The sequence below is a fragment of the Streptomyces sp. NBC_01426 genome, assembly GCF_036231985.1.
Classification (GTDB): Bacteria; Actinomycetota; Actinomycetes; order Streptomycetales; family Streptomycetaceae; genus Streptomyces.
Genome location: NZ_CP109500.1, coordinates 2,162,025 through 2,188,435, shown reverse-complemented (window position 1 = coordinate 2,188,435; position 26,411 = coordinate 2,162,025). Strand labels below are relative to the sequence as shown.

Sequence of the window (26,411 nt, the reverse complement as noted above, 5' to 3'; positions counted from 1 at the left end):
CCCCCATGGCCGTCGAGAAGACCCTGCGGGTCGCCGTCGTGGGCGGGGGACCGGGCGGACTGTACGCGGCGGCGCTGCTGGCCCGGCAGGGCCACACCGTCGAGCTGTGGGAGCGCAACGCCCCCGACGACACCTTCGGCTTCGGCGTGGTGCTCTCCGACGAGACCCTGGGCGGCATCGAACGGGCCGACGCGGTCGTCCACGCCGCCCTCAGCGCGGAGTTCGTCCGCTGGGACGACGTGGACGTCGTCCACCGCGGGCGCCTGCTGACCTCCGGCGGCCACGGCTTCGCCGCCCTCGGACGGCGCCGGCTGCTGGAGATCCTGCACGAGCGCTGCGCCGGCCTCGGGGTCCGGCTCCGCTTCCGGGCCGAGGCACCGGACGCCCGGGAACTCGCGGCCTCCCACGACCTGGTGATCGCGGCCGACGGGGTGCACAGCGCCACCCGGGAGAGCGGCGCCGGGCACTACGGTCCCAGCGTCACCCCCGGCCGCTGCCGGTACGTCTGGCTGGCCGCCGACTTCGCCTTCGAGTCCTTCCGCTTCGAGATCGCGGAGACCGAACACGGGGTCATGCAACTGCACGCCTACCCCTACGCCGCCGACGCCTCCACCGTGATCGTCGAGATGCGGGAGGAGGTGTGGCGGGCAGCCGGCCTCGACCTCTGCGACGAGGACGAGTCGGCGGCCCGCTGCGCCAAGATCTTCAGCGAGGCGCTGCGCGGCCGACCCCTGCGCGGGAACCGCTCGACCTGGACCCGCTTCCACACCGTCGTCAACGCGCGCTGGTCCCAGGGCAACGTGGCCCTCCTCGGCGACGCGGCGCACACCGCGCACTTCTCCATCGGATCCGGCACCAAACTCGCGGTCGAGGACGCGCTGGCCCTCGCGGAGGCCGTGGCGGCCGAAGCGGACGTACCGGCCGCGCTGGCCGCGTACGAGGCGGCCCGGCGGCCCGCGGTGGCCAGCACTCAACGGGCGGCGGCCGCCAGCATGCGCTGGTTCGAGGAGATCGCCGGGTACGTCGACCAGCCCGCCCGGCAGTTCGCCTTCAACCTGCTCACCCGCAGCCGGCGGGTGACCCACGACAACCTGCGGCTGCGCGACGAGCGGTTCACCGGCGCCGTGGAACGGGACTTCGGCTGCCCGGACCCGCACACCCCGCCGATGTTCACCCCGTTCACCCTGCGCGGACTCACCCTGCGCAACCGGGTCGTGGTCTCACCGATGGACATGTACTCGGCGCCCGACGGGACCGGCGTGCCCGGCGACTTCCACCTGGTGCACCTCGGCTCCCGCGCCCTGGGCGGCGCCGGGCTGGTCATGACCGAGATGGTGTGCGTGAACGCCGAGGGCCGCATCACCCCCGGCTGCACCGGCCTGTACACCGCCGAACAGGCCGCCGGCTGGCGGCGGATCGCGGACTTCGTCCACACCTGCGCGCCCGGCGTCGCCCTCGGCGTCCAACTCGGCCACTCCGGCCGCAAGGGATCGACGCGCCTGATGTGGGAGGGCATGGACGACCCCCTCCCCGAGGGCAACTGGCCCCTGGTCGCGGCCTCCGCCCTGCCCTACCGGCCGGGGATCTCCGCGGTACCGCGCGCCCTGGACGCCGAGGACCTGTCGGCGATCCGCTCGGACTTCGCGGCGGCCGCCGTCCGGGCCGCCGACTGCGGCTTCGACCTGCTGGAACTGCACTGTGCGCACGGCTACCTGCTCTCCGGGTTCCTCTCCCCGCTCACCAACCACCGCACCGACGCGTACGGCGGGCCGCTGGAGAACCGGCTCCGCTTCCCGCTGGAGGTGTTCGACGCGGTCCGCGCGGTCTGGCCCGACGACCGCCCCATGACGGTCCGGCTCTCCGCCACCGACTGGGCACCCGGAGGCACCACACCCGAGGACGCCGAACGGATCGCCGCCGCCTTCGTCGCCCGCGGGGCGGACGCCATCGACGTCTCGACCGGCCAGGTCGTGGCGGACGAGGCCCCGGAGTACGGGCGCTCCTACCAGACCCCGTACGCCGACCGGATCCGCAACGCCCTCGGGGTCCCCGTCATCGCCGTCGGCGCGATCTCCTCCTGGGACGACGTCAACTCGCTGCTCCTCGCGGGCCGCGCCGACCTCTGCGCGGTCGGCCGCCCCCACCTGTACGACCCGCACTGGACCCTGCACGCGGCCGCCGACCAGGCGTACCAGGGCCCGGCCGCGCCCTGGCCGGCCCCGTACCGCGCCGGCAGCCGCACACCCCCGACGGGTCGCGGCTGACCCGACGCCCGCGGCCCCCCGCCCGCCGTCAGGGAGCGGGCGGGGTCGCGGGCGCCCGGGTCAGCGGGCGAGGGCCACGGCCCGGTCCTCGACGGGGACGTACCCGATCCGGAGGTAGACCCCGTTGCTCGTGGGGTTGGCGAGGTCGGTGAACAGCAGGACCTCCGAGGCACCGGACGCGCACGCCGCCCCGCTCGCGGCGTGCGTCACCGCGGCGGCGTACCCGCGTCCGCGCGCGCCCGGCGGGGTGTACACCGGCCCCACCCGCACGGTCCCGCTCGCCGGGCGGGACAAGCCCGCCAGGGAGACCGGGTCCCCGGCGTCCTCCCACAGCAGGAGACCCTCGTGGGCGAGCCGGTCGCGCACCCAGGCCTCGGAGACGGACCCGGGCGGATCCACCTCCACGTGGAACGCCTCCAGCCAGGCCGACAGCAGCGGGATGTCCGCCGCGACGGCGGCCCGGACCCGCCCCGAAGGTCGCGGCGAGGGCGCCACGAGGGCGTCGAGCCGGTACAGGCGCTGCTGCTCGGTCACGACGGGGCGCCCCCACGCCGCCGTCAGCGCCGCCACGTCCCGCCTGCGGCCGTTGAAGCCGCTGATGCCGCGCAGCGACGGCTCCGTCGCCAGGGCCGAGGCGAGGTCCCGCACCGCCTCCGGGGGCAGCGCGCCCGTCAGCAGGGGCCGCGGCGGCGTGCACAGCAGGGCCCCGGCGACGGTCCCGTCGGGGCCGGTCCACCAGCCGTAGAACGGGTCCTCCTCGCCGAAGGCGTGGGGGCCGCGCCGCTCCAGGGCCTCGGACACGGTCAGCAGCAGGGTGTTGGCTACGGGCCGCGCGGCCACGGCGGGGCGCGCGGCGGCCAGGAACGCCGTCAGGTCGGAGCCGAAGGTCCACGTCATGGCCCATGGTGGCGCGGCCCGACGCCGCCCCGCAGCCGGTTTTCCCGCCGGGAGGGCCCGCCTACGCTTCCACGAAGCCCGCGCCGACGTCCCGCAGCCGGGCGTGCAGCTCGGCGAAGACCGCCGCCGCCCGGTCCCCGGGCCAGTCCGCCGGGAGCAGCTCGCGGGGCAGCCCCGGGTCGGCGTACGGGAGCCGCCGCCAGGTGTCCAGCGCGAGCAGGTAGCCCCGGTAGGCCTGCTCGGGGGCCGGGGCGGGACCCGACTGGAGGGACCGCAGGACCGGCTCGTGCAGGTCCAGGAACTCCTCGTGCTGCTTGGCGAGGGCGGCCAGGTCCCACCACCGGGCCACGGCCTCGGAGGTCGGGGCGAAACCCAGGTGCGCGCCGCGGAACAGTTCCACGTACGTCGTCAGGTGCAGCCGCTCCAGCGTCCGCCCGGTCTCCCCGTGCAGGTGCGCGGGCGCGATCCACACGCCCGGCGCGACCGAGCCGAAGCCCAGCCGGGCCAGTCGCGAACGCAGCAGGTGACGTTTGTGCCGCTCCTGCTCCGGTACGGAGAACACCGCGACCAGCCACTCCTGCGACAGGCGCGGGGAGCCGTAGATGCGCCGGTCGCCGTCCTCCAGGAGCAGGCGGGCCTCCGAGGACAGCTCGTAGCCGGCCGACCCGTCGGCGGCGCGCGCGGGCAGCAGGAAGCCGCGCCGCTTCAGCCGGGACACCGACGAGCGGACGGACGGCGCGTCCACGCCGGCCGCGCCCAACAGGCGGATCAGCGCGGACACCGGGACGGCGCCCTCGAAGGCCCGCCCGTAGGCGCCGTAGAACGTGACGATCAGGGATCGCGGAGTGTGCTGCTCGACCACGGGTTCACTCTAGATCGCGCAGCCGGAACCGCTGAAGTTTCCCGGTCGCGGTCCGCGGGAGGGCGGGCAGGAAGACGAACGAGCGCGGGCACTTGTGCGGGGCCAGTTCCTCGCGCATGAAGGCCCGCAGCGCGTCCTCGGTGAGGACCGCGCCGTCCCGGGGGACGGTGTACGCCACGACGATCTGACCGCGCCGTTCGTCCGGTCGGCCGACCACGGCCGCCTCCGCCACGTCGGGGTGGCGCAGCAGGGCCTCCTCGACCTCCGGTCCGGCGATGTTGTAGCCCGAGGAGATGATCATGTCGTCGGCGCGGGCGACGTACCGGAAGTACCCCTGCGCGTCGCGTACGTAGGTGTCGCCGGTCAGGTTCCAGCCGTCCCGTACGTAGTCCCGCTGCCGGGGGTCCGCCAGGTACCGGCAGCCCACGGGGCCGCGGACGGCCAGCAGCCCCGGCACGTCGTCCGGCACCGGCCGGCCGGCCGCGTCCACCACCCGGGCCTGCCAGCCGGGCACCACCCGGCCGGTCGCACCGGGCCGGATGTCCTCGTCGGCGGCCGAGACGAAGATGTGCAGCAGCTCCGTGGCGCCGATCCCGTTGATGATGCGCAGCCCGGTGCGCTCGTGCCAGGCCCGCCAGGTGGCGGCGGGCAGGTTCTCGCCCGCGGAGACGCAGCGGCGCAGCGCGGAGAGGTCGTACGCGCCGGTGTCGTACGGGCCCAGGGTGTCCAGCATCGACCGGTAGGCGGTGGGCGCGGTGAACAGGACGGTGACCCGGTGCTCGGCCAGCGCGGGCAGCAGGGCGCGCGGGGCCGCCTGCTCCAGCAGCAGCGCGCTGGCCCCGGCACGCAGCGGGAACACCACCAGGCCCCCGAGGCCGAAGGTGAAACCGAGCGGCGGACTGCCCGCGAACACGTCGTCGGGGCGGGGGCGCAGCACATGGCGGGAGAAGGTGTCCGCCACGGCGAGCAGGTCCCGGTGGAAGTGCATGCAGCCCTTGGGACGCCCGGTGGTGCCGGAGGTGAAGGCGATCAGGGCCACGTCGTCCGCGGAGGTCTCCACGGGCGGGAAGGGCTCGGGATGTCCCTCGACGAGCCGCAGCAGGTCGTCGGGGGTCTCGCCGCCGTAAGGGGTGACGCGCAGCCCTGGCACCTCGGCCTTCACCAGGTCGTCCAGCGCGTCCACATGGCACAGCGCGTGGCCCACCCGGGCCATCGCGCAGACCGTGGCCAGTTCCTGGGACCGCTGTCCGGCCAGCACGGTCACGGCCACCGCGCCCGCCCGCATCACCGCCAGCCAGCAGGCGGCGAGCCACGGCCCGGTGGGTCCGCGCAGCAGCACCCGGTTGCCGGGGACCACCCCCAGATCGATGGTGAGGACGTGGGCGATCCGCTCGACGCGCTCGCGCAGCTCCCCGTACGACCACACCGCGCCGGCGCCGTCGCGGAAGGCCGGGCGGTCGGGCCCGAACCGGGCGATGGTGGCGTCGAGCAGTTCGGCGCCGCAGTTCAAGCGGTCCGGGTAGGCCAGCTCGGGCAACTCGAAGAGCAGGTGCGGCCAGGCGTCCGCGGGTGGCAGATGGTCACGGGCAAAGGTGTCGACGTGAGCGGAAGGCATGAGCTCCAAGGCGGGTTCGCCCCCTTGCGACGGTCCGGCCCCGGTGTGGGGGGCCGGCCCCTGCTGTATGGAACCGAATGTATGGAACCGAACGGGGTGGAGCTGTCCGTGCGTGGGCAACACGAGCGTATCGTGATGGTGACGGCAGTCAACAGGACGCGATAGATGCGGGGACATTCGGATGACCGGATTCGCGCTCGAAGCGGAAGACGAGCAGTGGTGCGGGCGGTTGCGCGCACTGTCGACCGAGCGGCTGAGGCCGCTGGCCGAGAAGGGGGAGGCGGGCCGGGTGAACCGCCCGCTGCTCGCGGCACTGGGTGAAGAGGGCCTGCTGGAGCGGGTGTTCACCTCCGGCGCCCTGCACCTGTGCCTGCTGCGGGAATCCCTCGCCTACGGCTGCACGGAGGCGGAGACGGCGCTCGCCCTCCAGGGGTTGGGCGCCCACCCGGTGCTGAGCGCCGGCAGCCCGGCCCAGCGGGAGCGCTGGCTGCCCGGCGTGCGGGAGGGCCGGCTCGTGGCGGCGTTCGCGCTGAGCGAGCCGGGGGCCGGCTCGGACGCCGCCGCACTGACCCTGGCCGCCGAGCGGGACGGCGAGGGATGGCGGCTGCGCGGCGAGAAGCGCTGGATCTCCAACGCCCCCGAGGCGGACTTCTACACCGTCTTCGCCCGAACGGGTGAGGGCTCGGGTTCCCGGGGGATCACGGCCTTCCTGGTGCCCGCCGACCGGCCCGGCCTGACGGGCGAGGCCCTGGAGATGCTGTCCCCGCACCCGATCGGCGCGCTGACCTTCGACGGGGTGCCGGTCGGGCCGCAGGACGTGCTGGGGGAGCCGGGGCGCGGCTTCCGGGTCGCGATGGACACCCTCAACCGGTTCCGGCCCAGCGTCGGCGCCTTCGCCGTCGGCATGGCGCGGGCGGCCCTCGACGCGACGCTGGCGCACACGGCGGGCCGGACCGCCTTCGGCGGGGTCCTCGCCGACCTCCAGGCGGTCGCACACCGGGTGGCGGAGATGGCGACCCGCGTGGAGGCGGCCCGCCTGCTGGTCTACGCGGCCGCCGGCGCCTACGACAGCGGCTCGCCCGAGGTCCCGCGCCGGGCGGCCATGGCGAAGCTGCTGGCCACCGAGACCGCCCAGTACGTGGTGGACCACGCGGTCCAACTGCACGGGGCCGTCGCCCTCCAGCGGGGACACCTGCTGGAACACCTGTACCGGGAGGTGCGGGCGCCGCGGATCTACGAGGGGGCCAGCGAGGTGCAGCGCACGATCATCGCGAAGGAGCTCTACCGGGAGGTGGCGGGATGAGCCTGGAACGCCACAACCCGCATGAGCTCTCCCCGGCGACCGGCTTCTCGCACGCCGTGGCCATGACGGGCGGCCGGCTCGTCTTCCTGGCGGGCCAGACCGCGCTGGACGGTTCCGGCAAGATCGTGGGTGAGAGCCTGCCGGAACAGTTCGAGCGGGCGCTGTCCAACCTGCTGGCGGCCCTGGCGGCGACCGGCGGTACCCCCGGGGGGTTGGCCCGGGTCACCGTCTACGCGGTGGACGTGGCCTCGTACCGGGAGCACGCCGGTGAACTGGGCCGCATCTGGCGCCGGTTGGCCGGGCGGGACTATCCGGCGATGGCCGTCGTCGGGGTGGTCCGACTCTGGGACGAGGAGGCGCTGGTCGAGCTCGACGGCATCGCCGTCCTGCCGTGATTTTGACAGCGACCCGAAGCCGGGGGAGTGTGGATAAGACCGTTTTGGCATGCTTCGCCATCAACACTCGGAGGTGCATGGACATGCGCCGTGGGTTCGTTGCGGCAGCCGTGACAGGGGCGGCCGGGCTCACGCTCGGTCTGATGCCCGTCAGTGGCGCCTTCGCGACAAGTCTTCCGACAGGCCTTCCGCAAACCGACTGGTGTTCCGACTCGCGGTACGGCGAGTGGTCCGCCTGCTGCGACCCCGCACGCGGCAACTACCGGCCCGGCTGGTGCTGGGACAACAGCGGTCGCAACGAGGGCAACTGGCGCGACGCCAGTTGGAACGATCCGAACTGGAACAACTGGAACAACTGGAACGACGGCCGGTATGACAGCCGGTACGACGACGGTTGGCGCGACGGCGGCTGGAACAACGGCGGCTGGAACGACGACTGGCACGACGGCGGCCACGGGTACGACGGCCACCAGGGCAACTGGCACGACGGCGGCTACCGGAGCAACTGGCACGACTAGCCGTCGCCCCGGCGACCGGACCTCCGCTCATCCCGCCAACAGGCGGCCCATCCACTCCTCGATGTCCGCCACGGACCTCGGCAGGGCGCCCGACATCAGTCGGGCGCCCTGCGCCGTCACGACCAGGTCGTCCTCGATGCGCACGCCGATGCCACGCAGCTCCGCCGGCAGGGTCTCGTCGTCCGGCTGGAAGTACAGCCCCGGCTCCACGGTGAGCACCTGCCCCTCCTCCAGCGTGCCGTCCAGGTAGGTGTCGGCCCGCGCCTTCGCGCAGTCGTGGACGTCCAGCCCCAACATGTGGCCGCTGCCGCACAGGGTGTAGCGCCGGTGCAGGTCGCCCTCCGCGTGCTTGAGAACGCCCCACTCGGCGAGCCCCTCCGCGATCACCCGCATCGCGGCCCGGTGGAAGTCGCGGAAGCCCGCGCCCGGGCGCAGCGCCGCCATCCCGGCGTCCTGCGCGGCCAGGACCAGTTCGTACACCTGTCGCTGCACCGGCGAGAACCGGCCCGACAGGGGGAGGGTGCGGGTGATGTCCGCCGTGTAGAGGGTGTCCGTCTCGACGCCCGCGTCCAGCAACAGCAGCTCGTCGCGGTTCAACCGGCCGTCGTTGCGGATCCAGTGCAGGACGCAGGCGTGGGCGCCCGACGCGGCGATCGTCTCGTAGCCGGTGCCGTTCCCCTCGGCCCGGGCGCGCAGGCCGAAGACCCCCTCGATCCAGCGCTCCCCGCGCGGATGGGCCAGCGCGCGCGGCAGCGCCCGTACGACGTCCTCGAACCCGGCCGTGGTGTGGTCCACCGCCCGTTGCAGCTGCTCGACTTCCCAGGCGTCCTTGATCAGGCGCAACTCCGAGAGTGCGGCGGCCAGTTCGGGGTCGGAGGAGGCGTCGCGGGCGGGGGGTGAGCCGAGCGTGTCCAGGTGGGCGCAGCGCAGGCCGGTCAGCCGCTCGGTCTCCGCCAGGTCCGGGCGGCGTCCCACCCAGAACTCCCCGTACCGGCGGTCCCGGTAGAACTCCTCGTTGCCGTCGGCCCGCGGCGACCGGGGGCGCAGGTACAGCACGGCCTCGTGCCGGTGCGGACCGGAGGGCTCCAGCACCAGGACGTGACCCACCTGGTCCTCGCCGGTCAGGCCGGTCAGCCAGGCGTACGCGCTGTGCGGCCGGAAACGGTGGTCGCAGTCGTTGGAGCGCACCTTCAACCCGCCCGCCGGGACGATCAGGCGCTCGCCCGGGAAGCGTGCGCAGAGGCGGGCGCGACGGGCCGGGGTGACGGCGGACGCCGGTGCGGGGCCCCGGTCGGGGAGCGGGGTGGCGGTCCAGTCGCCGGCCATGAAGCGGGACAACTCCGGCGAGACGGGCAGGTCGTGGCTGCCGATGTGGAGGCCGGAGGGGGTGTCGGTCACGGGGGCTCCCTCAAGAAGAAGCGAACTGGTGGTCGCACAGGTCTTGTCAGTGCAATTTCACATTACTATGTTACAGCTCACACCGCGGCACGTTAATCCCCGTCAAACGCCGTGTGACGCAGGGCAGTTCACCGCAGGCAGTTCGCGCACCACTTCCCCCACCTCCCCTCCCCACCAGGAGTTCTCGGTGTCCCAGCACAGAGCTGTGCGTACGTCCCTCCTCTCCGCCGCCGTCGCGGTCACGCTCCTTGCCTCCGCCGGGCAGGCCGTGACCCGGGCGGCCGAGAACGGCACGACGGTTCCCGCGACCTTCGCGGCCGGCGCCCCCGCCGCCGGCCCGACCGCGCCGAACCCCTTCGACGAGGTCGACCGCCTCGCCGATGCCCGGGAACCCGTGGCGGCCCCCGCCACCACCCCCGGAGGCCTCGCCGGCAAGGGCCGGATCCCCGGCGCCGCGCGCCCCACCACGTCGCCCCTCGACGCGGCCGCCGCCTCGGCCGGCGAGCGGTCGGAGAAGAGCCGCAAGGCGGCCGCCGCCCAGGCCGCGCCCACCACCCGGAACCAGGCCGTCGCCGTCCCCTGCACCCTCGACGGGATCACCGGCCTCTCGCCGGAACGTTTCGCCGACTTCCTCGGCGACCCGGCCGTCCTCGCCGACGGCTGTCTGCGCGGCCTCGTCTGGACCTGGGACGCCCGCCTCGCGCCCGTCATGTCCGACGCCCACGTCCAGGCCGTCTCCCGCCGGATATCCGCCGCGGCCGCCGCCCACGACGGCCGCAACTCCTCGCACCTGGAGGAGATGTTCACCTACCTGCACGCCGTCGCCTACCACGACTACTCCCGCGACGAGATCGACGTCACCGACGCCCCGACCGTCGACGCCATGCGCCGCGCCGTCGCGGACTTCGCCGCCGCCGCCCACACCTTCGACGCCACCCCGACCAACGCCCGCACCCTGCGCGAGGCCCTCTACGCCGCGAGCGCCCCGGGCCTGCGACAGCACCAACTCGGCCTGATCACCAAGGTGCTCGCCACCATGGACCCGGCGCACCCCGCGACCCACCAGGACGCCTCCTGGGGCGGTGCGGCCCTCGCGGCGCTCTCCGTCAACTACCTCGGCGTCTACCCGGGCAACCAGGACGCCGCCTTCCAGGCCGCGGTCTCCGCCGACCCGGCCTACCGCGCCGTGTTCAAGGCCTTCGGCGGGTACGTCCACCTCAAGGGCGGCGGCAACGCGTGGGTGGCCCGCGACGCGCTCGGCGAGTACGGCCGCTTCGGCCAGATCGACGCCCTCAAGAGCCAGGTCGTCGCCGACCTCGGCGCCCTGCTGGAACCGGTCAGGTCGGGCTTCGGCAACGGCAGCGAGCAGTGGGCCAAGATCGTCTCCTGGCTCAACTTCTACGAGGCGTGCAAGCCGTACGGGGTGTGCAAGGAGGACATCGAGAAGCAGCTCTTCCCCTACACGTACTCCTACGACAACGGCGGCATCAAGGTCCGCACCGCCCTCGACCGGGCCACCGTCGACCAGCTCTACTACGCGAGCAAGCAGGTCAAGTCCCAGTACCACCGGGTGCTCGGCACCGAACAGCCGCTCGCCGGCGACCCCAACACCACGTTGAACATCGTGCTGTACGCCTCCCGCGCCGACTACGAGAACTACCACCCCATCCTCACCGGCTACGGAACCAACAACGGCGGCATCTACATCGAGAACGGCGCCACCTTCTACACCTACCAGCGCCGCGTCCCCCAGGACTCCTCCCTCACGCTGGAGGAGCTGTTCCGTCACGAGTACACGCACTACCTCAACGGCCGCTACGCCGTACCCGGCTTCTTCGGCGAGGGCCCCTGGTACGAGGGTGACCGCACGACCGCCATGGACGAGGGAACGGCCGAGTTCTTCGACGGAGCCACCCGGGACAACGGCATCGCCGTGCGCAAGTCCCTGGTCAAGAGCGTCATCGCCGACACGTCGGGCGGCGGCCCCCGGATGACCGTGGAGCAACTGCTCAACGCCACCTACGACGGCGACGGCTTCCGCTTCTACAGCTACGCCGGCACCTTCTTCGAGTTCCTGTGGACCGAGAAGCCCATGCTGCTGCGCGAGATGTACACCCACCTGCGGGGCAACGACGTCGCCGCCTACGACGCCTGGCGTCACCGGACCGGCGCGGACACCTACCTCCAGCGCGACTACAACCGCTTCCTGGACGCGCAGATCGCCAAGGTGGACCAGCTGTACGTGCCGAACACCACCTACACCGCCAACGACCGGCTGCGCGACTCCGCGCTCGCCTCGGTGAAGTCGACCTTCGCGACGGCCACGTACAACACCCCGGACTGCGTGGAGAACGGCGAGCCCGGCAAGCGCCGGTTCACCTGTACCGGCCGGATCACCGCGAACCTGAAGAACTGGCGCAGCGACGACCAGAACTTCAAGGACATGTCCGAGACGGTGGACTACTTCCTCCTCGACCGGGCGGGCGCGGCCTCCAACAACCTGGCCGACATGAACTGCTCCTTCGGCCCGGTGGAGATCTGGACCAACAAGGTGGCCGGGACCTCCCCCTACAGCTGTGAGGGACCGCTGCGCGACTGACCGACGCCGGTGGTCGGTCCCGTCGTGAACGGGGGGCGGGACCGGCCCCGGAGTGCCTAGGCACCCTATGAAGAATGTGACATATTACTGCCGTGCCCCAGAGACACTCCCTGGACGTCGTCGTCATCGGCGCCGGCGTCGTCGGCGCCGCGTGCGCGTACCACGCCGGCCGCGCCGGACTCTCCGTGGCCGTCGTGGACCGCGGCCCCGTGGCCGGCGGCACCACCGGCGCCGGCGAGGGCAACCTGCTCGTCTCCGACAAGGAGGCCGGGCCCGAACTCGACCTGGCCCTGCTGTCGGCGAGGCTGTGGCGCGAACTCGCCGAGGTCCTCCCGCACGCCGTGGAGTACGAGGCCAAGGGCGGGCTGGTCGTCGCACCGGACGACACCACGCTGAAAGCGCTGCGCGCCTTCGCCGAGGGCCAGCGCGGCGCGGGCGTCGACGCCGTCGAGGTGGGCCCGCGGGAACTGCGCGAGCTGGAACCCCACCTGGCCCCGGGTCAGGCGGGCGGCTTCCACTATCCGCAGGACGCCCAGGTCCACCCCGCGCAGGCGGCGGCGCGACTGCTCGCCGCCTCCGGCGCCCGGATCCACCTCGGGGAGGAGGTCACCGGGCTGCTCACGGAGGGCGGCCGGGTGTGCGGGGTGCGCACCGGCCGCCGGGAGCTGCGGGCGCCGGCCGTCGTCAACGCCGCCGGCACCTGGGGCGGGAGGATCGCCGAACTCGCCGGGACCACCCTGCCGGTGCTGCCGCGCCGCGGTTTCGTCCTGGTGACCGAGCCGCTGCCGAGGGTGGTCCGGCACAAGGTGTACGCCGCCGACTACATCGCGGACGTGGCCAGCGGCTCCGCCGCCCTCCAGTCCTCGGCGGTCGTCGAGGGCACTCCTTCGGGGCCGGTGCTCATCGGGGCGACCCGGGAGCGGGTCGGCTTCGACCGGGGCCTGTCCACGCGGGCGCTGCGCCGGCTCGCCGCACAGGCGGCCGCGCTGTTCCCGGTACTGGCCGACGTACGGGTGCTGCGGACCTACCACGGCTTCCGGCCCTACCTGCCCGACCACCTCCCGGCGATCGGCCCCGACCCCCGGGCCCCCGGGCTGCTGCACGCCTGCGGCCACGAGGGCGCCGGCATCGGCCTGGCGCCGGCCACCGGGCTGCTGATCGCCGCGGCCCTGACCGGGACCGAACCCCCGCTGGACCCACGTCCGTTCCGCCCGGACCGGTTCGGCCCCCCGGCCGCCGGCGAACCGAAGGAGACCAGGTGACGAACGGCCCCACCGACCCGGACCGCCCGCCGCGGCGCTCCCTGCGCCGGCTGCTCCGCGGCCCCGCCCGGTCACCCCGCGACCTGGTCGGCGGCGCGCCCCGGGCCACGTACGTCCTGCGCTTCGACGGCCGCGAACTGCCCGCGAGCGCGGGCCAGAGCATCGCCGCAGCCCTCTGGGGCGCGGGCGTCCTCGCCTGGCGCACCACCCGCGAGAACGGCGCGCCGCGCGGGGTGTTCTGCGGGATCGGGAGCTGCCACGACTGTCTCGTCACCGTCAACGGGCGCCCGAACCGGCGCGCCTGCCTGACCCCGGCCCGCCCCGGGGACACCGTCACCACCCAGGAAGGGACCGGCCGTGCCGAACTCGGCGTCTGACGGCGTGCCGTGCGACCTCGCCGTCGTCGGAGCGGGCCCCGCCGGGCTCGCCGCCGCCGTCACGGCCGCCGACCTCGGGCTGCGCGTCGCCCTGCTGGACGCGGGGGAGCGGCCGGGCGGCCAGTACTACCGGCGTCCCGCGCCCGCCCTCGGCGCGGCCCGCCCCGAGGTCCTGCACCACGACTGGGCCGCCTTCGCCTCCCGCGAAGCCGCCCTGCGCGCCCACGCGTCGGCGGGTCGGATCACCCACCTCCCGCTCCACCACGTGTGGACCGTCGTCCCGGCCGGCGCCGAACTGCTGCTGCACGCCGTCGCCGGCCCCGAGGAGGAGGCCGTCGCCGTACGGGCCCGCGCCGTGCTCCTCGCCACCGGCGCCTTCGAGCGGAACCTGCCCTTCCCGGGCTGGACGCTGCCCGGGGTGATCGGCGCCGGCGGTGCGCAGGCCATGCTCAAGGGCGGGCTCGTGCTGCCGGGCCGGCGGATCGTCGTCGCCGGGAGCGGGCCGCTGCTGCTCGCCGTGGCCGGGTCCCTCGCGGCGGCCGGCGCCACCGTGCCGGCGGTGGTGGAGGCCGCCGCGTACACCGCGTACGCCGGCCGGCTCCCCGCCCTGTTGCGCAACCCCGGCAAGCTCGGCGAGGCCGCCACGTACGGCGGGGCCCTGCTGCGGCACGGGATCCGGCTGCTTACCCGGCACGCCGTCACCGAGGCCCACGGCAGCGACCGGGTCGAGGCGGTGACCGTGGCCCGACTCGACCGGCAGTGGCGGCCGGTGCCCGGCACCGCCCGCCGCGTCCCCTGCGACGCCGTCGCCGTGGGCCACGGGCTGGTGCCGCAACTGGAACTGGCCACCGGCCTGGGCTGCGCCACCCGACTCGGGGCCGACGGAGCCGTCGCCCTGGAGGTGGACGCGCGTCAGCGGACCTCCGTGCCCGGCGTCTGGTCGGCGGGGGAGACCGGGGGCATCGGCGGCGCCCGACTGGCCCTGGTGGAAGGGGAGATCGCGGCCCACACGATCGCCGGCCGGGCCGCCCCCGCCGTGCTCGTCCGACGCCGCGCCCGGCTCCGCGCGTTCGCCGGGGCGATGGGCGCGGCCCACCGCCCGGGGGCGGGGTGGCCCGGCTGGCTGCGGGAGGACACCGAGGTGTGCCGCTGCGAGGAGGTCCCCGCGGGCCGGATCCGCGAGGCGGTGCGCGACCTGGGCGCGCGGGACGCCCGTACCGTCAAACTGCTCACCCGGGCGGGGATGGGCTGGTGCCAGGGCCGGATGTGCGGCCCGGCCGTCGCCGCCCTCGCGGGGCGGGACCCGGACCCGGACCGCAGGCCGCTGTCCTGCCCGGTCCCGCTGCGCCGGCTCGCCGAACTGCCCGCCGAGGAAAGCTGATCGACCCCGATCCGGGATCCCGGGACCCTTGTGGGCTTCCTGCGCCCACTAGTAAAATGTCACACACCACTCTAGGGAGCTCTCATGACCCACGCGCACACCCCCGCGCCCGCCCGCACCCGCCCCTGGCACGGAATCATGGTCGCCACCGCACTGCCGCTGCGCGACGACCTGACCGTCGACCACGACGCCTACGCCGAACACGTGGCCTGGCTGATCGCCAACGGCTGCGACGGCGTCGTCCCCAACGGCTCCCTCGGGGAGTACCAGACCCTCACCGACGAGGAGCGGGCCCGGGTCGTCCGCACGGCCGTCGAGGCGGCCGGCGACGGCGAGCGGGTCATGCCCGGCGTCGCCGCCTACGGCAGCGCCGAGGCCCGCCGCTGGGCCGACCAGGCCGCCGAGGCGGGCGCGGGCTCCGTGCTGCTGCTGCCCCCCAACGCCTTCCGCGCCGACGAGCGGGCCGTACGGGACCACTACGCGCAGGTCGCCGGCGCGGGCCTGCCCGTCGTGGCCTACAACAACCCCATCGACACGAAGGTGGACCTGACCCCGGCCCTGCTGGCCCGGCTGCACGCCGACGGCAGCATCGTCGCCGTCAAGGAGTTCTCCGGCGACGTCCGCCGCGCCTACGAGATCGCGGAACTCGCCCCCGGCCTCGACCTGCTCGTCGGGGCCGACGACGTGCTCCTCGAACTCGCCCTCGCCGGAGCCGTCGGCTGGATCGCCGGCTACCCCAACGCCCTGCCGCGCGCCTGCGCCACCCTCTACCGGGCCGCCGTCGCGGGCGACCTCGACACCGCGCTGCCGCTCTACAAGTCCCTGCACAGCCTGCTGCGTTGGGACTCCAAGACGGAGTTCGTCCAGGCCATCAAGCTCTCCATGGACCTGACCGGGCGCCCCGGCGGCGCCACCCGCCCGCCCCGGTTCCCGCTGACCGGCGAGACCGAGGCGGCGGTCCGTGCCGCCACCGAGAAGGCCCTCGCCGAAGGCCTCAACTAGCCCCCGGGGGAGTCCCCATGCGTACGCGACACATCTACCACGCGGTCGATTCGCACACCGAGGGCATGCCGACCCGGGTGATCACCGGCGGGGTCGGGGTGATCCCCGGAGCCACGATGGCGCAGAAACGGCTGCACTTCATCGAGCACCTCGACCACGTCCGCACGCTGCTCATGTACGAGCCGCGCGGCCACTCCGCGATGAGTGGCGCGATCCTGCAACCCCCCACCCGACCCGACGCCGACTTCGGCGTGCTCTACATCGAGGTGTCGGGCCTGCTCCCCATGTGCGGACACGGCACCATCGGGGTGGCCACGGTGCTGGTCGAGACCGGCATGGTGCCGGTCGTCGAACCGGTCACCACCGTCCGCCTCGACACCCCGGCCGGACTGGTGAGCGTGGACGTCCTGGTCGAGGACGGCGCCGCCCTCCGCGCCACCTTCACCAACGTCCCCGCCTTCGCCGTCGGCCTCGACCGCAAGGTCGAGGTCCCCGGCTTCGGCACCGTCACCCACGACCTCGCCTACGGGGGCAACTTCTACGCCTTCGTCGAACTCGACGCCCTCGGGCTCCCCTTCGACCGCGCCCGCGGCGACGAACTGCTCGCCGCCGGGCTCGCCGTCATGGACGCCGTCAACGCCTCGGACGACCGGCCCGTCCACCCCGAGGACCCCTCCATCGCCGGCGTCAAACACGTCTACCTCGCCGCCCCCGGATCCGACGCCCGCCGCTCCCGGCACGCCATGGCCATCCACCCCGGCTGGTTCGACCGTTCGCCCTGCGGTACGGGCACCAGCGCGCGCATGGCCCAACTGCACGCCCGCGGCCTGCTGGAGCAGGGCGCGGACTTCGTCAACGAGTCCTTCATCGGAACCGAGTTCACCGGCCGACTGATCGGGGAGAGCACGGTCGGCGGACTCCCGGCGGTCGTCCCCACCGTCACCGGACGGGCGTGGATCACGGGCACCGCCCAGTACTTCCTCGACCCGTCCGACCCCTTCCCCGGAGGGTTCCTCCTGTGACCACCGCGCCCCGCCCGGTCCACGCCGTCGACTACCACACCGCCGGCGAACCCTTCCGGATCGTCCGCGACGGCCTCCCGCCGATCCCCGGCGACAGCGTCGCCGAGCGCTGCGCCACCGCCATCGGGCCCGGCGGCTCCGGGACGGCCCCACGCCGGGGCGCGCTGGACGACGTACGGCGCCTGCTGGTGCGGGAACCGCGCGGACACGCGGGCATGTACGGCGGGTTCGTCGTGCCCCCGGACGACGACGGCGCCCACTTCGGGGTGCTGTTCTGGCACAAGGACGGCTACTCCACGGCCTGCGGGCACGGCGCGATGGCCCTCGGCGCCTGGGCCGTGGACAGCGGCCTGGTCCCCGCCCCGGACACCGGTGACGCGCACGTCCGCATCGACGTGCCCTCCGGACGCGTCGCCGTCACCGTGCACCGGGAGGCGGGCCGCACCACCGGGATCACCTTCCGCAACGTCCCGGCCCGGATCGGCGCCCGCAAGGTCCCGGTGGCGACCACCCTGGGTCCGGTCGAGGTGGACCTCGCGCACGCCGGCGCCTGCTACGCCTCCGTCCGGGCGGGCGACCTCGGGCTGGACGTCTCCCGCGCCGCGCTGCCCGAACTGGTCCGCGCCGGACGGGAGATCAGGGCCGCCCTCGCCACCCACCCCGGGACCTGGCACCCCGACGGACCACTGCTCTCCGGGGTGTACGGGGTGATCCTCCACGAGGAGCTGCCGGACACCCCCCGAGGGCCGCACCAGCGCAACGTCACCGTCTTCGCCGACGGGCAGGTCGACCGCTCGCCCTGCGGCTCCGGGACCTCGGCCCGGCTCGCACTGCTGGCCGAGGACGGTCGGCTGGGCCCGGGGGAGGAACTGCTGCACGAATCGGTCCTGGGAACGCTGTTCACCGGCCGGCTCGTGCCCGGGACCGCCCCCGACGCCCCCGTCACCGAGGTCACCGGCACCGCCCACCGCACCGGCGAACACACCTTCACCGTCGACCCGCACGACGACCTGGGCACCGGGTTCCTGCTGTGATCCCCCAGTGGTCCGCCGCGCGGATGACCGCGCTGCTCACACCCGCCGCGGCGGCGGACGCCCTGGCCGACGCGCTGCGGGCCGGGCTCGACCCCGAGACCTGCCCGCACCGCACCGCCCTGCCCGTGCCCGGCGGGGAACTGCTGCTGATGCCGGCCGCGTTCGGGGGGTACGCCGGCGTGAAGATCGCCGGGGTGGCGCCCGGGAACCCCGCGCGCGACCTGCCCCGGATCACCGGCTCGTACCTGCTCCTCGACGGGCCCACACTGCGCCCGCTCGCCCTCTTCGACGGGGCCGCCCTGACCGCACTGCGCACCCCGGCGGTGTCGGCGCTCGCGCTGCGGTACCTCGCCCCGGGGGACCGGCCGGCGCGCATGGTCCTCTTCGGGTCGGGTCCGCAGGCGTACGGACACCTCGAAGCCGTCCTCGCCGAACGGGAGGTGGCGGACGTCGTGGTGGTGGCCCGGGACCCGGCCGGCGCCGCGAGACTGGCCGCGCACGCCCGCGCCCTCGGGGCCGCGGCCCGGACGGGCACGGCGTCGGCGGTGGCGGAGGCCGACCTGATCGTCTGCTGCACCACGGCCCGCGCGCCCCTCTTTGACGGCCGGCTCGTCGCCCCGGGCGCCACCGTCGTCGCCGTGGGCTCCCACGAGCCGGACGCCCGGGAGACCGACAGCGCCCTCGTGCGGCGCGCGGTCGTGTACGTGGAGGCGCGGTCGGCGGCCCTGCGCGAGGCGGGCGACCTGCTGGTCCCGGAGGCGGAAGGCCTCCTCGGGCCCGGGCACGTCGCGGGCACCCTGGCCGACCTGGTCGCGGGACGCGTCCCGCCGCCGGGGCGGGCGGATTCCCCGCGACTCTTCAAGAGCGTGGGCATGGCCTGGGAGGATCTTGCCGTGGCGGCCGCCCTGTTCCGGGCCGCCGGGGCAAGCGGCGCAACGTGACATTGTACGCTGGCCTCTGCTCGCCGCTGGTGTAGTGGTCTCGGAGGAAACGCAATGGGTGACCTGAAGCAGCACAGTCTCATCAAGGCCCAGGAACGACTCCGGGACCAGGTCGGCCATGCCCTGCGAGCCGCCCTGATCGCGGGCGAACTGCGCCCCGGCAGCGTGTACTCCGCCCCCGGCCTCGCCGCCGAGCTCGGCGTCTCGGCCACCCCGGTGCGCGAGGCCATGCTCGACCTGGCCCGCGAGGGACTGGTGGAACCCGTCCGCAACAAGGGCTTCCGCATCACCGAGGTCAGCGAACGCGACCTGGACCAGTACACCGAACTGCGCACCATGATCGAGGTGCCGACCATCGGCCGGATCACCGAGATCGCCACCGCCGAGCAACTGGAGGCGCTGCGCCCCGTCGCGTTGGAGATCGTCACCAGCGCCCGGGAGCACAACCTCATCGGCTACCTGGAAGCGGACCGCCGCTTCCACCTGGGCCTGCTGGCCCTCGCCGGCAACGACCGGCTCGTCGAGACGGTCGGCGACCTGCGCAAGCGTTCCCGCCTCTACGGCCTGACCGGCCTGGACGAGGCCGGGAAGCTGGTCTCCTCCGCCGAGGAGCACATCGAACTGCTCGACCTCATGATCAGCGGTGACGCCGAGGCCGCCCAGGCGTGCATGGTCCGCCACCTCGGCCACGTGCGTTCCCTCTGGGCGCAGGGCCGCGACGAGCCGGTGGGACGCACGCCGGGCCGGCTCGGCTCCGGCGTCTGACACCGCCCCGCACGCGCACGGGGCCGCTCCGTGTCGCCCGGCCCCGCGTGGCCCGGCCCCGCGTGGTCCGGCCGCGTCCGGTCGACCCCCGTGCGGTCCGGTGCTTCCGGCCCGCGGGATCAGAGGCGGGAGCCGCCGCCGGTGACGCGGCTCCACAGGGAACGGGTCGCGCCGAAGCCGCTCTCATGAGCCCAGACGTGGGTGCAGGCCGGGCACTGGAGGTGGAGCAGGCTCCCGTTGTTGGAGAGCAGGTAGCGCCAGTGGGCGGAACACGTCCGCCGCTCCCCGCACGGCACGCAGTCGCGGTCGTCCGCGCAGCTCGGGCAGGGCACCCAGGCGCGGCGCCCGGGATCCGCCTGCGGGTCAAGCGGCAGCACGGCCGCCCCCGCGCGGGGAGAGCACGCCGGCCGCGACGAGCCGGTCGTGCACGCGCTGCTGCTCCTCGTCGAGGCCGGAGTACAGCAGGTCGTACGCCGCTTCCTCGCCGCGGAGCACCTCGACGGGATCCCAGTCGTCGCCGAGGGCGTCCAGGACGTGCGCCCGGCGGAGCACCTCGTGCGCGGTGAGGTCGACGTCGAACCCGACGAGCGCCGGGTCGGCCGGGCCGGTGGAGGGGGTGGGGTCATGTGGGGGCATACGGTCGAACTTAGGTAACCCTTCCTTCTCGCGGCAAGAGGGGGTGGGGCATGTCACAGCGGGTCGGCGGCCCCCTCGGCGGTCTGTCGTCGACACCTTTTGAACACGGCTGGGTAACGGCGTGACGGAACCCTTGTCAGTGCAATTTCACATTACTATGTTACCGGTCACACCGTAGAGCGCCCCTCACTGGAGTGACCATGACCCAGCGCACCCAACTCGCCCTCGCCACCGCTCTGGTGGCGGCACTCGCCGTCGGCGCCTCGGGTTGCTCCGACGCCGGCGGCAAGGGGTCCGCCGGCGGCCCCGCCGCCAACCCCGCCGCCGCCAACGAGGGCAGGACGCTCGGCGGCACCCCGACCAAGGGCGGCACCCTGACCGTCCTGTCCAACCAGGACTTCTCCCACCTCGACCCGGCCCGCAACTGGACGATGCCGACCATGGACTTCGGCACCCGCCTGCTCTACCGCACGCTCGTCACCTTCAAGGCCGAACCCGGCAAGGCCGGCAGCGAGTTGGTCCCCGACCTCGCGACCGACCTCGGCACCCCGTCCGACGGCGGCAGAACCTGGACCTTCACCCTCAAGGAAGGCGTCAAGTACGAGGACGGAACCCCCGTCCGGGCCCAGGACGTCAAGTACAACGTCGAGCGCTCCTTCGCCCCCGACCTGACCGGCGGACCCGACTACGCCGCCCAGTACCTGGCCGGCGGCGAGAGCTACAAGGGCCCGCTCCAGGGGCAGCACCTCGACTCGATCAAGACGCCCGACGACCGCACGGTCGTCTTCCAACTCAGGCGCCCGGTCGCCGACTTCTCCGCCACCGCCACCCTGCCGACCTTCGCGCCGGTCCCGCAGGCCAAGGAGACGGGCACCCGCTACGACGCCCGCCCCTTCTCCTCCGGCCCCTACAAGATCGAGTCGTACGACCGGGACAAGAAGCTGGTCCTGGTCCGCAACGAGCACTGGGACGCCCGCACCGACACCGTCCGCAAGGCCTACCCCGACCGCTTCGTCGTCGTCATGGGCCTCAAGGGCGGCCAGATCGACGACCGCATCATCGCCGGGGAGGGGGCGGACGCCTCCGCCGTCCAGTACTCCGACATGCGGCCCGAGAGCGCGCCCAAGGTCCTGCCGAAGGCGGACGTCAAGGCCCGACTGCTCGCCGAGTCCCAGGGCTGTACGGAGATGCTCCACCTCAACAACTCCCGCGCCCCCTTCGACGACCCCCGGGTCCGCGAGGCCATGCAGTACGCGGTCGACAAGGAGGCCGTGGTCACGGCCGGAGGCGGCCCCGCCCTCAACGAGGTGGCCACCGCCTACCTGCCCCCGGCCCTCTCCGGCGGCCGGCAGGCCGACACCCTCAAGATCCCGCCCGCCGGCGACCCGGCCAAGGCCAAGGAACTCCTCAAGGCCGCGGGCAAGGAGAAGCTGAAGGTGTCCTTCGCCGTCTCCACCGGCGACAAGGGCAAGGCCGAGGCCATCCAACAGGGCCTGTCCCGGGCGGGGGTCGAGGTCGTCATCGACACGATCGACCCGGGCGCGTACTACGACGTCATCGGCGACCTCTCCACCACCCCCGACATGACCCTCGCGGGCTGGTGCCCCGACTACCCCTCCGGTTCCACCTGGATCCCCTTCGTCTTCGACGGACGCACCGTCAAGGAGAAGGGCAACCAGGGCAACTACAGCCAGTTCCGCGACGAGGCGACGACGAAGCGGATCGACGAGATCAACGCCATGGCCGACGCCGGGCAGGCCGAACGGGCCTGGATCGCACTCGACGCGGAGATCATGAAGAAGTCCCCCTCCGTCCCGGTCCTGCTGGAACGCAAGCCCCTGCTCATCGGCACCAACATCGCGGGCGCCTTCGGCCACCCGGTGTGGACCGGCACCGTCGACTACGCCGCGATCGGCCTCAAGGACCCCTCCAAGAGCCGAGGTTGAGGCCCGACGGACACCCGGAAGCCCGTCGAGCCATGACCGACAACCGAGCCACCGCCTCCCAACCCACCGCCTCCCAACCCGCCGCCTCCCAACCCGCCGCCTCCCTGCCCACCGACCCCGGCCCCGCCGCATCCCGACCCGCCGCGGCCGCGGCAACCGCGCCGCCGGCCAGGACCGTTCCCCCGGGCAGCAGCCCCTGGCAGCTCGCCCGTCGCGAACTCCGTCGTCGTCCCACCGTCCGCGTCAGCCTCTGCGTCGTCCTCCTCTTCGTCCTGATGGCCGTCGGCGCCCCCTGGCTGGGCGCGCTCGGCGGCTGGTCCCCGAACGAGTTCGACAAGTCCGCCATCGACCCCTACCTCGCGGGCCAACCCCTCGGCTCCTTCGGGGGGATCGGCTCTGCGCACTGGCTGGGCGTCGAACCCGTCACCGGCCGCGACCTGTTCGCCCGCGTCGTGGCCGGCGCCCAGGTCTCCCTGCTGATCGCCTTCGCCGCCACCGCCATCGTGGTGGCCGTCGGCACGGCCGCCGGGATCGCCGCCGGCTACTTCGGCGGCCGCGTCGACGCGGTGCTCTCCCGCCTGATGGACCTCACCATGTCCTTCCCGTCCCTGATCTTCATGATCGCCACGCTCTCGGTGGCCAAGGACGTCAACCGGATCGTGCTCATGACCGCCGTCATCGGCCTCTTCGGCTGGCCCGGCGTCGCCCGCGTGGTCCGGGGCCAGACCCTCTCCCTCAAGCACCGCGAGTACGTGGACGCCGCCCGCGTCGCCGGCGCCGGCTCCTGGCGCATCCTGACCCGCGACGTCCTCCCGGGCGTCGCCGGGCCGGTCATCGCCTACACCACCCTGCTGATCCCCGGAATGATCAGCACCGAGGCCGCCCTGAGCTACCTCGGCGTCGGGGTCCGCCCGCCCACCCCGTCCTGGGGCCAGATGATCGCCGAATCCGTGACCTACTACGAGACCGACCCCGTGTACTTCGTCATCCCGAGCGTCTTCCTCTTCCTCGCGGTCCTCGCCTTCACCCTGCTCGGCGACGCCCTGCGCGACATCCTCGACCCGAGGGGCGGACGGACGTGATCCTCTACCTGGCCCGCCGGCTGCTCGCCCTCGCGGGCGTGCTCCTCGCCATCGCCGCCGTCACCTTCGTCATCTTCCAGGTCCTGCCCTCCGACCCGGCCGCCGCGGCCTGCGGCAAGACCTGCGGCCCCGAACGACTCGCCGACGTCCGCGAGTACCTCGGCCTCGACCAGCCCGTCTGGAGTCGCTTCGTCCACTTCCTCACCGGCATCTTCACCGGCCGCACCCTCGGCACCGGCCAGTACGCCGTCCGCTGCGACTTCCCCTGCCTGGGCTACTCGTACGAGAACTCCCTGCCCGTCTGGGACCTGCTGATGGACCGGCTCCCCGTCTCCGCCTCCCTCGCCGTCGGCGCGGCCGTCCTGTGGCTGGTCCTCGGACTCGGCGCCGGGGTCACCGCCGCCCTGCGCAAGGACACCGCCACCGACAGGACGCTCATGGTCGGCGCCGTCGCCGCCGCCTCGCTGCCCGTCTACTTCACCTCGGTGATGCTGATCTTCGGGGTCATCCGCGTCGCCGGACTGCTGCCCTACCCGACCTACCGGGCCCTCGCCGACGACCCGCTCGGCTGGGCCTCCAACCTGCTCCTGCCCTGGACCGCGCTCGCCCTGCTCTACGCCGCCATGTACGCCCGCCAGAGCCGGGGCTCGATGATCGAGGCGATGGCCGAACCGTACATCCGCACCGCCCGCGCCAAGGGGATGCCCGAACGCACCGTCGTGGTCAAACACGGGCTGCGCTCCGGGATGACCCCCATCCTCACGATCTTCGGCATGGACCTCGGCGGACTCCTCGCCGGCGCCGTCATCACCGAGTCCATCTTCGGACTCCCCGGCGTCGGGAGGCTGTTCTACGGGGCGCTCGTCAGCTCCGACCAGCCCGTGGTCCTCGGCGTCACCCTGCTCGCCGCCTTCTTCATCGTCCTCGCCAATCTGGCCGTGGACCTCCTGTACGCCGTCGTCGACCCGAGGGTGAGGTACTGATGGACGCACCCGCACCGCCACCACTGCTCGAAGTCCGCGACCTGCGCGTCACGTTCACCACCCCGCGCGGGGTCGTACGGGCCGTCGACTCGCTCGGCTTCACCGTCGAGGCCGGCCGCACCCTCGGCATCGTCGGGGAGTCAGGCTCGGGCAAGTCCGTCACCTCGCTCGCCGTCATGGGCCTGCACCGCGGCGCCGAGGTCGGCGGCTCCGTCGCCCTCGACGGGGAGGAACTCACCGGGATGTCCGAGAAGCGGCTCTCGCGGATCCGCGGCCGCCGGATGGCCATGATCTTCCAGGATCCGCTGAGCAGCCTGCACCCGTACTACACCGTCGGTGAGCAGATCGCCGAGCACGTCCGCGTGCACCTGCGGTCCGGGCGGGCCGCCGCCCGCAAACGGGCGGTCGACATGCTCGGCGAGGTCGGCATCCCCGAACCGGCCCGACGGGCGGGGGAGTACCCGCACCAGTTCTCCGGGGGCATGCGCCAGCGCGCCATGATCGCGATGGCCCTGGCCTGCGAACCGGACCTGCTGATCGCCGACGAGCCGACGACCGCGCTCGACGTCACGGTGCAGGCCCAGATCCTGGAGCTGATCGCCCGGCTTCAGCAGGACCGGGGCCTCGGCGTCGTGATGATCACCCACGACCTGGGGGTGGTGGCCCGCGTCGCCCACGAGGTGCTCGTCATGTACGGCGGCCGGGTCGCCGAACGGGCCGGCGTGGACGCGCTGTTCGCCGACCCCGCCCACCCCTACACGCGCGGGCTGCTGGACTCGCTGCCCCGGCTCGACGACCCGGACGACGCCCCGCTGCGGGCCATCGCCGGCTCCCCGCCCTCGCCGGGGACCCCTACGCCGGGCTGCGCCTTCGCCCCGCGCTGCCCGATGGCCACCGCGCTGTGCACGGACGAACGACCGGAACTCGTGCCCCACGCCCTCGGGCGGACGGTGGCCTGCCACCACGCCGGGACCCGGTACACGAAGGAGGTGGCCTGATGGCCGCGCCGACCACCGCGCCCACCCCGTCGGACACCGCCGCGGACACCCTGCTGTCCGTACGCGACCTGACCATGACCTTCCCCGGCAGGCGGTCGGTGACCGGGCGCCGGGGGGCGCCCGTGCGCGCCGTCGACGGGGTCTCCTTCGACCTGGCGGCGGGCGAGTCCCTCGGGCTGGTGGGGGAGTCGGGCTGCGGGAAATCCACCACCGGCCGGATGCTCGTACGGCTGCTGGAGCCCACCTCCGGCCGTGTCACCTTCGACGGCCGGGACATCAGCCGGCTCTCCCAGGGCGCGCTGCGTCCCCTGCGGCGCAACCTCCAGATGGTGTTCCAGGATCCGCACTCCTCCCTCAACCCCCGCCAGACGGTGGCCCGGATCATCTCCGACCCGCTGCTCGTGCAGGGCTGGTCGGCGGGCGACGCCCGGCGCAGGGCGGTCGAGCTGATGGAACTCGTCGGCCTCGTCCCCGAACACGTCGACCGCTACCCGCACGAGTTCTCCGGCGGGCAGGCCCAACGCGTGGGGATAGCCCGCTCGTTGGCCACCGGCCCCCGGTTGGTCATCGCGGACGAGCCCGTCTCCGCCCTGGACGTCTCCGTGCAGGCGCAGATCGTCAACCTGTTGGAGCGGCTGCGCGCGGAGCTGGGCCTGGCGTACGTGTTCATCGCGCACGACCTCTCCGTCGTCAAGCGGATCAGCGACCGGGTCGCCGTCATGTACCTGGGCCGGATCGTCGAGATCGGCGACAAGCGCGCCCTGTACGAGAACCCCCAACACCCCTACACCCGGGCCCTGCTGTCCGCGGTGCCGCTGCCGGACCCGGCCGCCGAGCGGCGGCGCGAGCGGATCGTGCTGCTCGGCGACCCGCCGAGCCCGGCCGCCCCGCCGCCCGGCTGCGCCTTCCACCCGAGGTGTCCGAAGGCGCGGGAGATCTGCCGGGCGGAGAGGCCCGTGCTCCGGTCCGCCGCCTCGCGCGAGGTGGCCTGTCACTTCCCGGGTGACTGACGGGGATCCCAGGGAAGGGAGAACGAAGGGCCCCGGAGCCGACATGATCGGCTCCGGGGCCCTTCGCCCCTGTCGTCCATGCCTTGCCTGCCCGGCCCGAGGACCGTCACGGCCGCGCCGG

Annotated in this window: 24 protein-coding genes; 18 read left to right on the top strand and 6 right to left on the bottom strand. The window is 73.8% G+C overall.

Translation table 11 applies throughout. The annotated features are described in order from the left end of the window. The first annotated feature begins 5 nt into the window (after positions 1–5). Complete coding sequence (locus OG906_RS09455; RefSeq protein WP_329441717.1) at positions 6–2,264, top strand: bifunctional salicylyl-CoA 5-hydroxylase/oxidoreductase; 2,259 nt, start codon at positions 6–8, stop codon at positions 2,262–2,264. A 60-nt stretch (positions 2,265–2,324) separates the two neighbouring features. On the opposite strand, the gene OG906_RS09450 is transcribed toward OG906_RS09455, so the two are convergent. From OG906_RS09450 to OG906_RS09440, 3 genes are all read right to left on the bottom strand, one after another. Next, positions 2,325–3,161, bottom strand: a complete 837-nt coding sequence (locus OG906_RS09450) for a GNAT family N-acetyltransferase (protein WP_329441715.1) — start codon at positions 3,159–3,161, stop codon at positions 2,325–2,327. Between the two features lie 61 nt (positions 3,162–3,222). After that, complete coding sequence (locus OG906_RS09445; RefSeq protein ID WP_329441713.1) at positions 3,223–4,023, bottom strand: PaaX family transcriptional regulator; 801 nt, start codon at positions 4,021–4,023, stop codon at positions 3,223–3,225. A 4-nt stretch (positions 4,024–4,027) separates the two neighbouring features. After that, on the bottom strand, positions 4,028–5,638 hold the full coding sequence (locus tag OG906_RS09440) for an AMP-binding protein (protein ID WP_329441711.1): 1,611 nt from the start codon (positions 5,636–5,638) through the stop codon (positions 4,028–4,030). A 181-nt stretch (positions 5,639–5,819) separates the two neighbouring features. Here OG906_RS09440 and OG906_RS09435 point away from each other — a divergent pair, with 181 nt between their 5' ends. From OG906_RS09435 to OG906_RS09425, 3 genes are all read left to right on the top strand, one after another. Further along, positions 5,820–6,941, top strand: a complete 1,122-nt coding sequence (locus tag OG906_RS09435; RefSeq protein WP_329441710.1) for an acyl-CoA dehydrogenase family protein — start codon at positions 5,820–5,822, stop codon at positions 6,939–6,941. After that, positions 6,938–7,336 (top strand): RidA family protein, encoded by a 399-nt coding sequence (locus OG906_RS09430; protein WP_267801141.1) that lies wholly within the window; start codon positions 6,938–6,940, stop codon positions 7,334–7,336. The genes OG906_RS09435 and OG906_RS09430 overlap by 4 nt, the downstream gene beginning before the upstream one ends. Positions 7,337–7,479: 143 nt before the next feature. Further along, positions 7,480–7,854: a hypothetical protein gene (locus OG906_RS09425; protein ID WP_329441707.1), complete on the top strand. Its 375-nt coding sequence runs from the start codon at positions 7,480–7,482 to the stop codon at positions 7,852–7,854. Between the two features lie 27 nt (positions 7,855–7,881). Here OG906_RS09425 and OG906_RS09420 read toward each other — a convergent pair whose 3' ends face one another. Beyond that, a complete protein-coding gene (locus OG906_RS09420) occupies positions 7,882–9,252 on the bottom strand; it encodes an aminopeptidase P family protein (RefSeq protein WP_329441705.1) in 1,371 nt (456 codons plus the stop codon). A 187-nt stretch (positions 9,253–9,439) separates the two neighbouring features. On the opposite strand from OG906_RS09420, the gene OG906_RS09415 reads away from it, so the two are divergent. The 9 genes from OG906_RS09415 to OG906_RS09375 all read left to right on the top strand — a co-directional run bounded on the left by OG906_RS09415 (position 9,440) and on the right by OG906_RS09375 (position 19,635). Then, the gene (locus OG906_RS09415; RefSeq protein ID WP_329441703.1) at positions 9,440–11,851 is read left to right on the top strand and encodes a collagenase; all 2,412 of its coding nucleotides are present in this window, start codon (positions 9,440–9,442) and stop codon (positions 11,849–11,851) included. A 92-nt stretch (positions 11,852–11,943) separates the two neighbouring features. Then, positions 11,944–13,113 carry an NAD(P)/FAD-dependent oxidoreductase gene (locus tag OG906_RS09410; RefSeq protein WP_329441701.1) on the top strand — a complete coding sequence of 390 codons (1,170 nt, stop codon included), beginning with the start codon at positions 11,944–11,946 and terminating at the stop codon, positions 13,111–13,113. A gap of 50 nt (positions 13,114–13,163) precedes the next feature. After that, the gene (locus tag OG906_RS09405; RefSeq protein ID WP_329447977.1) at positions 13,164–13,490 is read left to right on the top strand and encodes a (2Fe-2S)-binding protein; all 327 of its coding nucleotides are present in this window, start codon (positions 13,164–13,166) and stop codon (positions 13,488–13,490) included. Beyond that, entirely contained in the window at positions 13,471–14,871 is a 1,401-nt protein-coding gene (locus OG906_RS09400; protein ID WP_329441699.1) for an FAD/NAD(P)-dependent oxidoreductase, read from the top strand. The genes OG906_RS09405 and OG906_RS09400 overlap by 20 nt, the downstream gene beginning before the upstream one ends. A gap of 84 nt (positions 14,872–14,955) precedes the next feature. Continuing rightward, complete coding sequence (locus tag OG906_RS09395) at positions 14,956–15,873, top strand: dihydrodipicolinate synthase family protein (protein ID WP_329441697.1); 918 nt, start codon at positions 14,956–14,958, stop codon at positions 15,871–15,873. Between the two features lie 17 nt (positions 15,874–15,890). Beyond that, positions 15,891–16,895, top strand: coding sequence for a proline racemase family protein (locus OG906_RS09390; protein ID WP_329441696.1), 1,005 nt, complete (start codon positions 15,891–15,893; stop codon positions 16,893–16,895). Next, positions 16,892–17,929 carry a proline racemase family protein gene (locus tag OG906_RS09385; RefSeq protein ID WP_329441694.1) on the top strand — a complete coding sequence of 346 codons (1,038 nt, stop codon included), beginning with the start codon at positions 16,892–16,894 and terminating at the stop codon, positions 17,927–17,929. Before OG906_RS09390 ends, OG906_RS09385 begins: the two co-directional genes overlap by 4 nt. A gap of 23 nt (positions 17,930–17,952) precedes the next feature. Beyond that, positions 17,953–18,870 (top strand): ornithine cyclodeaminase family protein, encoded by a 918-nt coding sequence (locus OG906_RS09380; RefSeq protein ID WP_443067452.1) that lies wholly within the window; start codon positions 17,953–17,955, stop codon positions 18,868–18,870. 54 nt (positions 18,871–18,924) lie between these two features. After that, complete coding sequence (locus tag OG906_RS09375) at positions 18,925–19,635, top strand: GntR family transcriptional regulator (protein WP_267801151.1); 711 nt, start codon at positions 18,925–18,927, stop codon at positions 19,633–19,635. Positions 19,636–19,754: 119 nt separating this feature from the next. Here the strand turns inward: OG906_RS09375 and OG906_RS09370 are convergent, their stop codons facing one another. Together OG906_RS09370 and OG906_RS09365 are read right to left on the bottom strand one after the other, a co-directional pair. After that, positions 19,755–20,012 carry a hypothetical protein gene (locus OG906_RS09370; RefSeq protein WP_329441689.1) on the bottom strand — a complete coding sequence of 86 codons (258 nt, stop codon included), beginning with the start codon at positions 20,010–20,012 and terminating at the stop codon, positions 19,755–19,757. Further along, complete coding sequence (locus OG906_RS09365; RefSeq protein ID WP_329441687.1) at positions 19,999–20,271, bottom strand: DUF6400 family protein; 273 nt, start codon at positions 20,269–20,271, stop codon at positions 19,999–20,001. The genes OG906_RS09370 and OG906_RS09365 overlap by 14 nt, the downstream gene beginning before the upstream one ends. A gap of 200 nt (positions 20,272–20,471) precedes the next feature. On the opposite strand from OG906_RS09365, the gene OG906_RS09360 reads away from it, so the two are divergent. From OG906_RS09360 to OG906_RS09340, 5 genes are read left to right on the top strand one after another with little or no spacing between them, the layout of a single operon-like run. Beyond that, positions 20,472–22,217 (top strand): ABC transporter substrate-binding protein, encoded by a 1,746-nt coding sequence (locus OG906_RS09360; protein ID WP_329441685.1) that lies wholly within the window; start codon positions 20,472–20,474, stop codon positions 22,215–22,217. 32 nt (positions 22,218–22,249) lie between these two features. Beyond that, positions 22,250–23,299, top strand: coding sequence for an ABC transporter permease (locus OG906_RS09355; RefSeq protein ID WP_329441683.1), 1,050 nt, complete (start codon positions 22,250–22,252; stop codon positions 23,297–23,299). Next, entirely contained in the window at positions 23,296–24,282 is a 987-nt protein-coding gene (locus tag OG906_RS09350) for an ABC transporter permease (protein WP_267801156.1), read from the top strand. The genes OG906_RS09355 and OG906_RS09350 overlap by 4 nt, the downstream gene beginning before the upstream one ends. Beyond that, on the top strand, positions 24,282–25,280 hold the full coding sequence (locus tag OG906_RS09345) for an ABC transporter ATP-binding protein (RefSeq protein WP_267801157.1): 999 nt from the start codon (positions 24,282–24,284) through the stop codon (positions 25,278–25,280). The genes OG906_RS09350 and OG906_RS09345 overlap by 1 nt, the downstream gene beginning before the upstream one ends. After that, complete coding sequence (locus OG906_RS09340; RefSeq protein ID WP_329441678.1) at positions 25,280–26,290, top strand: ABC transporter ATP-binding protein; 1,011 nt, start codon at positions 25,280–25,282, stop codon at positions 26,288–26,290. Before OG906_RS09345 ends, OG906_RS09340 begins: the two co-directional genes overlap by 1 nt. The last annotated feature ends 121 nt before the right edge of the window (positions 26,291–26,411 follow it).